The sequence below is a fragment of the Herbaspirillum sp. UBA812 genome (assembly GCF_002296545.1).
Classification (GTDB): domain Bacteria; phylum Pseudomonadota; class Gammaproteobacteria; order Burkholderiales; family Burkholderiaceae_D; genus Herbaspirillum; species Herbaspirillum huttiense.
Map to the genome: position 1 here is coordinate 1 of NZ_DBIC01000052.1, position 10,266 is coordinate 10,266.

Genomic DNA, 10,266 nt, shown 5'->3' on the forward strand with positions numbered 1-10,266 from the left:
TCGATGTTTTCCTGCTTCAGCGGGATGCGATAGCTTTCCTTGGGCACGGTCTCGGTGCGCTCGTGGGACACCCCGTCCTCGATGATCTTGACCAGGTGCGGCTTCATCACCACGCCATTGTTGGCCAGGATGGCAGTGGCCTGCGCCAGTTGCAGCGGGGTGAAGCTGTTGTAGCCCTGGCCGATGCCCAGCGAGACGGTGTCACCAGCGATCCAGCGTTTCTGCTCGGGTTTGCGGAAGGCGGTGCGCTTCCACTCGGTGGAGGGCAGGATGCCGCGCTTCTCGTGCTCCAGGTCGATACCGGTGATCTGGCCGAAACCGAAGGGCTTCATGAAGTCATGGATGGCATTGACCCCCATGTCATTGGCCAGCATGTAGTAATAGGTGTCGCAGGAAATGGCGATGGAGCGGTACATGTCCACCACGCCGTGGCCGCCTTCCTTGTCGTCGCGGAAGCGGTGATTGCCCAGCACGAAGAAGCCCGGATCGCGGATGGCATCCTGCGGGCGGCGCTTGCCCAGTTCCAGCGCAGCCAGCGCCATGAAGGGCTTGTAGGTCGAACCAGGCGAATAGAGGCCCGACAGCGGGCGGTTCAGCAGCGGACGGTCGGGCGACTTGTTCAACTCATCCCAGCTCTGCTGGTCGATGCCTTCGACGAACAGGTTGGGATCGTAGGAGGGCTGGGAGACATAGGCCAGGATGTCGCCGGTGGCCGGGTTGATCGCTACCAACGCGCCCTTCTGGTCGCCGAAGGCTTCTTCGACCACCTTCTGCAGCTCGATGTCGATGGACAGGATCAGGTTCTTGCCGGGCGTGGCCGGGGTGCGCGAGAGCGAGCGCACGGCGCGTCCGCTGGCCGAGATTTCCACTTCCTCGTAGCCGGTGGTGCCGTGCAGCTGGGTTTCGTAACTCTTTTCCAGGCCTTCCTTGCCGATGTAGTCGGTGCCGTTGTAGTTGGCTTCGTCATCGGAGTCGGCGATGCGTTCGGCATCGCGCTGGCTGATGCGGCCGATGTAGCCGATCACGTGCGCAGCAGTCTTGCCGTAGGGATACTGGCGGAACAGGCGGGCCTGCACTTCCACGCCGGGGAAGCGATAGCGCTGGGCGGTGAACTTGGCCACTTCCTCATCGGTGAGGCGGGTGCGGATGGGCACGCTCTCGAAGTTCTTGGATTCTTCCTGCAGGCGGCGGAAGCGGCGACGGTCGCGCTGCTGGATTTCCACGATGGTGCCCAGCTCATCGATGAGGTCATCGATGTTGGTCTTGATCTTGGAGGGCGTGATTTCCAGCGTATAGGCCGAATAGTTGCGCGCCAGCACTACGCCGTTGCGGTCCAGGATCAGGCCGCGGTTGGGCACGATGGGCACCACCGAGATGCGGTTTTCCTCGGCCTGGGCGGCGTAGGCGTCGTGGCGCACCACCTGCAGCCACAAAAAGCGCGCCAGCAGCAGGCTGAAGCACACCAGCACCAGGACGCTCGCGGCCAGCAGGCGCATCCGGAACAGTCTCAGCTCATGCGCGGTATTCTTGAATTCGGTCATGCTGCTTGCACCTGGCCCCTCAGATGGGGCGGTTCTCGTCGCGGTCCACCGCGCGACGCTGCGGCGCCAGCAGCAGGACGCTTACCACCGGCCACAGCAGGGCCGAGACCAGGCTCTCGCTGAAATAGAACCAGTCCGGCGACTTGCCCGTCACCAGCAGCTGGATCACCAGTTGCACCGCCTGCGCCAGCAGCATCAGCGGCAGCACGTGCAGCGCCTGGGTGCGCAGCGGGAACCACAGTACGCGGCGGTGGATCATGATGGCGAAATACGACAGCAGGGTGTAGGCCAGCGCGTTCTCGCCCAAGAGCGTGGCTTCGTTCACATCCATCAGCAGGCCCATCATGAAGGCCACGCTGATGCCGACCTTGCGCGGCTGGTGGATGTTCCAGAACACCAGCGCCAGCGCCACGAAGTCGGGCACGCCGACCATCTGCCCCCAGGGCATCAGGTTCAGCACGAACGCCACGATGAGGCTGAAGGCAATGAACAGCGGACTGGCCGGCAGGAGGATGTATTGGTTGTTCATCGTGCGGATTCCTTGGCGGCCGGTTTGGCGGTGGCTGCAGCAGCAGCCGGGGTGGCCGGAGCCGCCGCTGCCGCAGGCTTGGCCGGCGGTGTCACGTTGGCGGCGCCCTTGCGGTCTTCGGCGGGCTTGTCCTTGGGCGTGGCGTTGGCATCCTCGGCGCTGTTGTCGCGGGTGCTGTCACGCAGGCGGCGCTTGAAGAGCTTGGCCGATTTTTCATCGATCACGTCCGGCTCCGGACGCGGCGGCAGGTTCGGTTCCACCAGCAGGATCAGCAGCTGGCGATGGCGGTCGATGCCGGCCAGCGGACGGCACACGATGCGCGCGAAGGAGTCCGCCGAACGGGTTTCCACCAGCGCCACGCTGGCCACCGACAGGCCCGGTGGATAGACACCGTCGATGCCCGAGGTCACCAGCACGTCACCCTTCTGGATATCGGCGTTGGCCGGCATGAAGCGCAGGTCCAGCGCGCCGGTCTGGCCGCGGCCGTAGGCCACGCTGCGCAAGCCGTTGCGCAGTACCTGCACCGGGATGGCCTGGTCCTTGTCGGTCAGCAGCGTCACTTCGGAGGAGAACGGGAATACCCGCGTCACCTGGCCCACGATGCCGACCTCGTCGATCACCGGCTGGCCGGCCGTGACACCCTGCTGTGAGCCGCGATTGAGGATGATCTTGCGGGTGAAGGGATCGCGCGCATCGTAGAGGATCTCCCCGACGATGGACTTGACCGGCACCTTCTGCTGCATGTCGAGCAGTTTGCGCAGCTGCACGTTCTCGGCCGCGAGCAGGCGTTCCTGCTGCATCAGCTGAGCGTTGACGATCTGCTGCTGGCGCAGCTCGCGGTTTTCCTTCTGCAGCGAGGCCAGCGAAGAGAAGTATTCGGACGAATTGGTGAAGGCGTCGCGCGGCACCATGGCCACCGTCTGGAACGGATAGAGGGCCGTGCCCAGCGCCTGGCGCAGCGTGCCCAGCACGTGCATGCGGGCGTCGACCACCAGCATCACGACCGAGATCAATGCAAAGACGGTCACGCGCACCCGGGCCGAAGCGCCCTGCTTGAAGAGTGGTGGGATTTCCATGGCGTCAGGCCGACTGCAGGGTCACACCAGGTGACCGGCTGCAGGCGGATAACTCACTTCCTGCGTCGAAAACGGTAACAAAAAGGGGAGCCGAGGCGCTCTGGCGACCCCGTACCCGCCGACGCTGCATCAGGTGCGCACGCGGGGTGCGCATCCTGTGGCTGGTCGGTGTGAACGGCGTCATATCGAACGGTTCGGTTCCCCACTCATCCGGCAGTACATCGCCGCCGGTTCTTGCTTTGCTGCCCGGGCCTGCTGTCCGGCAGGCCCATGTACCTTGATTCTGCTGTACTTTGGTGCTGTGGCTGTTCTGCGACTTTCGGCCGGCTTATTCAGCCGAGAAGATCGAACCCAGCTTGTCCATGCGGTCCAGTGCCATGCCCGAGCCGCGTACCACGCAGGTCAGCGGATCTTCGGCCACGATCACCGGCAGGCCGGTTTCTTCCATCAGCAGGCGGTCCAGGTCGCGCAGCAGGGCGCCGCCACCGGTCAGCATCATGCCCTTTTCGGCGATGTCGGCACCCAGTTCCGGCGGGGTCTGTTCCAGCGCATTCTTGACGGCCGAGACGATGTTGTTCAGCGGATCGGTCAGGGCTTCCAGGATTTCATTGCTGGAGATGGTGAAGGAACGCGGGATGCCTTCGGACAGGTTGCGGCCCTTGACTTCCATTTCCTTGACTTCCGAGCCGGGGAAGGCCGAGCCGATTTCCTTCTTGATCGCTTCGGCGGTTTGTTCGCCGATCAGCATGCCGTAGTTGCGGCGGATGTAGTTGACGATGGCTTCGTCGAACTTGTCGCCGCCCACGCGCACCGAACCCTTGTAGACCATGCCGCCCAGCGAGATGATGCCCACTTCGGTGGTGCCGCCGCCGATGTCGACCACCATCGAGCCGGTGGCGTCCGAGACCGGCAGGCCCGAGCCGATGGCCGCAGCCATCGGTTCCTCGATCAGGTAGACCTGGGATGCGCCCGCGCCCAGTGCGGATTCGCGGATGGCGCGGCGTTCCACCTGGGTCGAACCGCAGGGGACGCAGATGATGATGCGCGGGGAGGGGCGGAACAGCTTGGAGTCATGCACCATGCGGATGAATTGCTTCAACATCTGCTCGGTGACGGTGAAATCGGCGATCACACCGTCCTTCATCGGGCGGATCGCCTCGATGTTGCCGGGCACCTTGCCCAGCATCTGCTTTGCTTCCTTGCCGACCGCCTGGATGGTCTTCTTGCCGTTGGGGCCGCCTTGCTGGCGGATCGCCACCACCGACGGCTCGTCCAGCACGATGCCATGGCCGCGCGCGTAAATCAGCGTGTTCGCGGTGCCGAGGTCGATCGCCAGATCGTTGGAGAAGTAACTGCGGAGAAATCCAAACATGAGTTGTCCTGATGCGCCCGCGAGGGGGCGCCTAGCTTTTTGATAGGGGGAGGTGTCCGTTCATGCTGCGGCGACGCGAAAATCAGGCGCCTGCAAGGCATTAATCCGACATTCTACCTTATAATTCTCGAGAAACCAGCAAGCCGGTTTGCCAAAAACGTCCGCTTTACGGGAGCTTCCGGCCGCCATCTGGCGCGGGTTTGCCGTTTTTCAAGCGATTCACGCCATGACCCGGTCGACCCGCCGCGCAAGCGAACTTGCCAAGGGCGCCAAGGCTGCAGAAAACGCCTTGCGGCCGCAGCGGCTACGGGTCTTCCAATTTCAACATCACGCGGCGCGCCCGGCGCGTCCTTTCGACCATGTCTCTAGCCCTTTCCGACGTCAAACGCATCGCCAGCCTGTCCCGACTGGAGCTCACCGAGGCCCAGGCCGGCGCCACCCTGGACAAGCTCAATGGCATCTTTGCCCTGGTGGAGCAGATGAAGGCCATCGATACCTCCGGCGTGGAACCGCTGTCGCACCCGATCGCCGCCATCGAACCCGCGCTGGCACTGCGCCTGCGCGAAGATGCCGTGACCGAATCCAATCGCCGCGAGGACTACCAGCAACCGGCCCCGGCCACCCAGGATGGCCTGTACCTGGTGCCCAAGGTCATCGAATGAATCCGGCGCTTCGCGCCAGCCACCGTCCGCTTCCGGCCCAGCCGGCCCGCAAGACCGCAGCGTAACCGACTCCATGCACAAGCTCACCCTCAAAGAACTGTCCGCGCAACTGCAAGCGCGCAAGATTTCCGCCACTGAACTGGCGACCCTGTTCCTGGACCGCATTGCGGCCAGCGACCTCAATGCCTTCCTGCATGTGGACCGCGACCTCACCCTGGCGCAGGCCAAGGCCGCCGATGTGCGCCTGGCAGGCAATGATGCCGGTCCTTTGACCGGCGTGCCCATTGCACATAAGGACATCTTCGTCACCCGCAACTGGCGCACCACAGCGGGTTCGCGCATGTTGCAGGACTATGTGAGCCCCTTCGATGCCACCGTGGTGGAGCAGTTCAACGCGGCCGGTACCGTCACCTTGGGCAAGCTCAACTGTGACGAATTCGCCATGGGCTCCAGCAACGAGAACTCGTTCTACGGTGCGGTCAAGAACCCCTGGGACAAGACCGCCATTCCCGGCGGCTCCTCCGGCGGCTCGGCCGCTGCCGTGGCCGCGCGCCTGGCGCCGGCCGCTACCGCCACCGACACCGGCGGCTCGATCCGCCAGCCGGCCTCGCTGTGCGGCGTGACCGGCATCAAGCCCACCTATGGCAGCGTGTCGCGCTACGGCATGATCGCCTTCGCGTCCTCGCTGGACCAGGGCGGCCCGATCGCCAAGACGGCCGAAGACTGCGGCCTGCTGTTGAACGCCATGACCGGCTTCGACGAACGTGATTCCACCAGCCTGCAACGTCCCAAGGAAGATTTCACCCGCTCGCTGAACCAGAGCCTGCAAGGCCTGCGCATCGGCGTGCCCAAGGAATTCTTCGGTGCCGGCCTGGCCGCCGACGTGGAAGCGGCCGTGCGCGCTGCCCTGGCCGAGTTCGAGAAGCTGGGTGCGACCCTGGTCGAGATCTCGCTGCCCAAGACCGAGCTGTCCATTCCCGTGTATTACGTGATCGCCCCGGCCGAAGCCTCGTCGAACCTGTCGCGCTTCGATGGTGTGCGCTACGGCCACCGTGCGGCGGACTACAAGGACCTGGCCGACATGTACAAGAAGTCGCGCGCCGAAGGCTTTGGCGACGAGGTCAAGCGCCGCATTCTGGTGGGTTCCTACGTGCTCTCGCACGGCTACTACGATGCCTACTACCTGCAGGCCCAGAAGATCCGCCGCCTGATCGCCGAGGACTTCCAGCGCGCCCTGGCCGGCGAACACCGCCAGTGCGACGTCATCATGGGCCCGGTATCGCCCACCGTCGCCTGGGACCTGGGTGACAAGACCGACGACCCGGTGGCCAACTACCTGGCCGACATCTTCACGCTCTCCACCAGCCTGGCCGGTTTGCCGGGCATGTCCATTCCTTGCGGATTCGGACAGGGCGAGAAGAACGGCAAGCGTCCGGTCGGCCTGCAGATCATCGGCAATTATTTCGACGAAGCGCGCCTTTTGAACGTGGCGCACCAGTTCCAGCAGGCCACCGACTGGCACCTGCGCGAACCGGCCTGATCGCTGGCTCTCGTCAACTACAACAGCATTCGCAAGGACAACATCATGCAGTGGGAAGTCGTCATCGGCCTCGAAACGCACACGCAGCTTTCGACCCAATCCAAGATCTTCAGCGGCAGCTCGACCCGCTTCGGCGCCGAGCCCAACACCCAGGCCAGCCCGGTGGACCTGGCCTTGCCGGGCGTGCTGCCGGTCCTGAACAAGGGCGCGGTGGAACGTGCGATCCAGTTCGGTTTGGCCATCGGCGCCACCATCGCACCGCGCTCGGTGTTCGCGCGCAAGAATTACTTCTATCCTGACCTGCCCAAGGGCTACCAGATCAGCCAGTTCGAGATCCCCGTGGTGCAAGGCGGCACCATGTCCTTCGCCGTCGAGAAGGACGGCAAGACCGAGATCAAGACCATCAACCTGACCCGCGCCCACCTTGAAGAAGACGCCGGCAAGTCGCTGCACGAGGACTACCAGGGCATGACCGGCATCGACTTGAACCGCGCCGGTACGCCCTTGCTGGAAATCGTCACCGAACCGGAGATGCGCAGCGCCGCCGAAGCCGTCGGCTACGCCAAGGCCCTGCATTCGCTGGTGGTGTGGCTGGGCATCTGCGACGGCAACATGCAGGAAGGTTCCTTCCGCTGCGACGCCAACGTCTCGGTGCGTCCGGTGGGCCAGGAGAAATTCGGCACCCGTTGCGAGATCAAGAACCTGAACTCCTTCCGCTTCCTGGAAGAGGCCATCAACTACGAAGTGCGCCGCCAGATCGAGCTGATCGAGGACGGTGGCACCGTGGTCCAGGAAACCCGCCTCTACGATCCGGACAAGAAGGAAACCCGTTCCATGCGCAGCAAGGAAGACGCGCAGGATTACCGTTACTTCCCCGATCCCGACCTGCCGCCGCTGGCCATCTCGCAGGAGTGGATCGACCGCGTCAAGACCACCATGCCCGAGCTGCCCGGCGCGATGCGCGAGCGTTTCGTGGCCGAGTATGCGCTGCCGGAATACGATGCCATGGTGCTCACGCAGTCCAAGGGCATGGCTTCCTACTTCGAAGCCGTGGTGGCTGCCGCGGGCAAGGACCAGGCCAAGCCGGCCGCCAACTGGCTCATGGGTGACGTGGCCTCCACGCTCAACCGCGAAGACACCGACATCGCCGATGCGCCCGTGAAGGCCGCGCAACTGGCGCTGCTGCTGAAGCGCATCGCCGATGGCACCATCTCCAACAAGATCGCCAAGGAAGTCTTTGCGGGCATGTGGGAAGCCAGGTCCGACAAGGATTCCTTGGCCGATGACATCATCGAAGCCAAGGGCCTGAAGCAGATCTCCGACAGCGGTGCGCTGGAAGCCATCGTGGACCAGGTGCTGGCCGCCAATGAAAAGTCGGTGGCGGAATTCCGTGCCGGCAAGGAACAGGCCATCAACGCCCTGATCGGCCAGGCCATGAAGGCCACGCGCGGCAAGGCCAATCCGGCGCAATTGACTGAACTGCTGCGCAAGAAGCTGGCGGGCTGATACAAGGCCCTTGCCTGATAAAGCAGCAGCGCAATGAACCCTGCGTCCCGCAACGGACGCGGGGTTTTTTCTTATGCGTCCAAGACCAATGGCCGCCCCCGCGCCCAGCGATTGCTCGACAGCGAGAAGGTCAATGAGCTGACCTGGTGATACCAACCCGCCGGGATGTAGAGCATCTCCCCCGGCTGCACCTCGCAGCACACCAGCGCCGCCTGGCGCGCCAGCGGAAAGCGCTCCAGGTCCGGATGATCCGGGTCGAAGGGAGAACCGAACAGGATGGCATTGGCCTCCTTCGGATAGAGATACTGGTCATGATGGGGCGGTGCCAGCCAGACGCGCTTGCTGCCCCATACCTGCGCGAAGACATTGTCGTCATAGTCGCAATGCAGCGGCGTGATGCAGCCGGCCGGGCCGATCCAGAAGCGCGGCGGCCCCATCTTCTCGAAGAAGTTGGGCCAGTGGCACAGGCGATTCAATTCCCGCAATTCCAGGTTGCCCAGATAGGGCGGCAGCCCGCTCTCATCGGCCAGCGCCTGTTCCAGGTAATCGACCAGCGTCATGTCCTGCATGGCCCGGTCCGGCGCAAAGGCAGTGTTGATGTAGTCGCCCACGCGGGCCCGCACCGGCAACTGGCCGAAGTGTTCCCGCAGCGCTTGCACCGACATCGCCGACAGCGGCCAGCGGCCGGCCATGCCCGTCATGATGAAGGGCAATCCCGCCCGTGCCCGTTCACGGAAGGCCGCCGTTTTCTGCGGACCGATGCGCGCGATCTCATGCACCTCGGGCAACGCCGCACTCGCCGCACGGATGGCCTCACGCATCTCGGCCACCGAACTCACGCCACGCACCTGAGCATCGCGCTGGTCGCGCGCCGCCTTGCGTGCAGCGGCTTCCTCCGCGCTCAGGCCGCTGACGTCGGGGCGTGGCGGCAGGGACCGTGCCGCAGAATGGGCGGTTCCGGGGTGAAGTGAAAGAGAAGGCTCGGACGGTTTCATCCTCGCCATTTTAATGGGGTTGCGGCAGTCCCTATCACGATTGCCGCATAAGGATATGAATTCTTCTTCCTTGTTCCGGGTTAGCCGGGGGAGTGTAATAAGCGTTTGGCCAGCCGGACATGCGCCGGGCTGGCACCGCCTACACAGGAGCCCCCATGTCGGTCGCCACACTGGAACGCACGCAGCAGTCGCAACAATACTTCGAGATCCGTCCGTTCGACGCCCCGCTGGGCGCGGAAATCGTCGGCCTGGACCTGAACCTGCCGGTCTCGGCGCAAGAGCTGGCGCGCATTCGCGGCGCGCTGGTCGAGCATGGGGTGGTGGTGTTCCGCGAGCAGCGCATCACCCCGCAGCAGCACATCGATTTCAGCCGCCGCTTTGGTCCGCTGCAGGTGCACGTGCTCAACCGCTTCCACCTGGCCGGCCATCCGGAGATCCTGATCGTCTCCAACGTGGTCGAGAACGGCAAGCCCATCGGCCTGGTCGATGCCGGCGCGGACTGGCACTCGGACCTGTCCTACATGCCCAAGCCCAGCCTGGGCGCGCTGCTGCATTCCCAGGAACTGCCGGCCGAACGCGGCGACACGCTCTACGCCAATACCGCTGCCGCCTGGGACAGCCTGCCCGCTGCGCTCAAGACCCAGCTCGAAGGCAAGCGCGCCGTGCACTCTTACGTCTACCGCTACGAGCGCCTGCGCAAGCTCTCGCCGTGGCGTCAGCCGCTGACCCAGCAACAGATCGATGAAGTGCCGCCGGTGGAGCATCCGGTGGTCATCACCCATCCGGAAAGCGGCCGCAAGATCCTGTTCGTGAGCGAAGGCTTTACCTCGCACATCATCGGCATCCCGCGTGACGAAAGCGATGCGCTCCTCAAGGAACTGCACGCCCACATCACCCGTCCGGAGAATGTCTACACGCACCAATGGCAGGCGCATGACATGGTGTTCTGGGACAACCGCAGCACCCAGCACTACGCCGCGATTACCCCGCAACACCTGCGCCGCACGCTCTATCGCACCACTGTCGAAGGCGACGTGCCGCGCTG

The 10,266-nt window shown here is 64.2% G+C and carries 9 protein-coding genes; 4 read left to right on the forward strand and 5 right to left on the reverse strand.

Translation table 11 applies throughout. The features are described from left to right. The 4 genes from mrdA to B3873_RS03015 all read right to left on the reverse strand — a co-directional run. Nucleotides 1-1,541, reverse strand: a 1,541-nt coding sequence (mrdA, locus tag B3873_RS03000; RefSeq protein ID WP_286863956.1) for a penicillin-binding protein 2, incomplete at its 3' end; no start/stop codon positions are given. 19 nt (nt 1,542-1,560) lie between these two features. Then, nucleotides 1,561-2,070 carry a rod shape-determining protein MreD gene (mreD, locus tag B3873_RS03005; RefSeq protein ID WP_034340686.1) on the reverse strand — a complete coding sequence of 170 codons (510 nt, stop codon included), beginning with the start codon at nt 2,068-2,070 and terminating at the stop codon, nt 1,561-1,563. Next, complete coding sequence (gene mreC, locus B3873_RS03010; protein WP_039782968.1) at nt 2,067-3,146, reverse strand: rod shape-determining protein MreC; 1,080 nt, start codon at nt 3,144-3,146, stop codon at nt 2,067-2,069. Before mreC ends, mreD begins: the two co-directional genes overlap by 4 nt. Nucleotides 3,147-3,474: 328 nt before the next feature. Then, the gene (locus B3873_RS03015) at nt 3,475-4,518 is read right to left on the reverse strand and encodes a rod shape-determining protein (RefSeq protein ID WP_006465688.1); all 1,044 of its coding nucleotides are present in this window, start codon (nt 4,516-4,518) and stop codon (nt 3,475-3,477) included. 359 nt (nt 4,519-4,877) lie between these two features. On the opposite strand from B3873_RS03015, the gene gatC reads away from it, so the two are divergent. From gatC to gatB, 3 genes are all read left to right on the forward strand, one after another. Further along, nucleotides 4,878-5,180, forward strand: a complete 303-nt coding sequence (gene gatC, locus B3873_RS03020) for an Asp-tRNA(Asn)/Glu-tRNA(Gln) amidotransferase subunit GatC (RefSeq protein WP_286863967.1) — start codon at nt 4,878-4,880, stop codon at nt 5,178-5,180. 73 nt (nt 5,181-5,253) lie between these two features. Next, the gene (gene gatA, locus B3873_RS03025; protein ID WP_286863968.1) at nt 5,254-6,720 is read left to right on the forward strand and encodes an Asp-tRNA(Asn)/Glu-tRNA(Gln) amidotransferase subunit GatA; all 1,467 of its coding nucleotides are present in this window, start codon (nt 5,254-5,256) and stop codon (nt 6,718-6,720) included. A 45-nt stretch (nt 6,721-6,765) separates the two neighbouring features. Then, the gene (gene gatB / locus B3873_RS03030) at nt 6,766-8,226 is read left to right on the forward strand and encodes an Asp-tRNA(Asn)/Glu-tRNA(Gln) amidotransferase subunit GatB (protein ID WP_286863969.1); all 1,461 of its coding nucleotides are present in this window, start codon (nt 6,766-6,768) and stop codon (nt 8,224-8,226) included. A gap of 71 nt (nt 8,227-8,297) precedes the next feature. On the opposite strand, the gene B3873_RS03035 is transcribed toward gatB, so the two are convergent. Beyond that, nucleotides 8,298-9,221, reverse strand: a complete 924-nt coding sequence (locus tag B3873_RS03035) for a cupin-like domain-containing protein (RefSeq protein WP_286863971.1) — start codon at nt 9,219-9,221, stop codon at nt 8,298-8,300. A 155-nt stretch (nt 9,222-9,376) separates the two neighbouring features. Between B3873_RS03035 and B3873_RS03040 the strand changes: the two genes are divergently transcribed. After that, on the forward strand, nt 9,377-10,266 hold an 890-nt coding region (locus B3873_RS03040), incomplete at its 3' end, for a TauD/TfdA dioxygenase family protein (protein WP_286863972.1).

What these genes read in the sequence shown, in the direction of transcription:
- mreD (WP_034340686.1), bottom strand. Translation starts at nt 2,070, where the DNA reads ATGAACAACCAATACATCCTCCTGCCGGCCAGTCCGCTGTTCATTGCC.
- mreC (WP_039782968.1), bottom strand. Translation starts at nt 3,146, where the DNA reads ATGGAAATCCCACCACTCTTCAAGCAGGGCGCTTCGGCCCGGGTGCGC.
- B3873_RS03015 (WP_006465688.1), bottom strand. Translation starts at nt 4,518, where the DNA reads ATGTTTGGATTTCTCCGCAGTTACTTCTCCAACGATCTGGCGATCGAC.
- gatC (WP_286863967.1), top strand. Translation starts at nt 4,878, where the DNA reads ATGTCTCTAGCCCTTTCCGACGTCAAACGCATCGCCAGCCTGTCCCGA.
- gatA (WP_286863968.1), top strand. Translation starts at nt 5,254, where the DNA reads ATGCACAAGCTCACCCTCAAAGAACTGTCCGCGCAACTGCAAGCGCGC.
- gatB (WP_286863969.1), top strand. Translation starts at nt 6,766, where the DNA reads ATGCAGTGGGAAGTCGTCATCGGCCTCGAAACGCACACGCAGCTTTCG.
- B3873_RS03035 (WP_286863971.1), bottom strand. Translation starts at nt 9,221, where the DNA reads ATGAAACCGTCCGAGCCTTCTCTTTCACTTCACCCCGGAACCGCCCAT.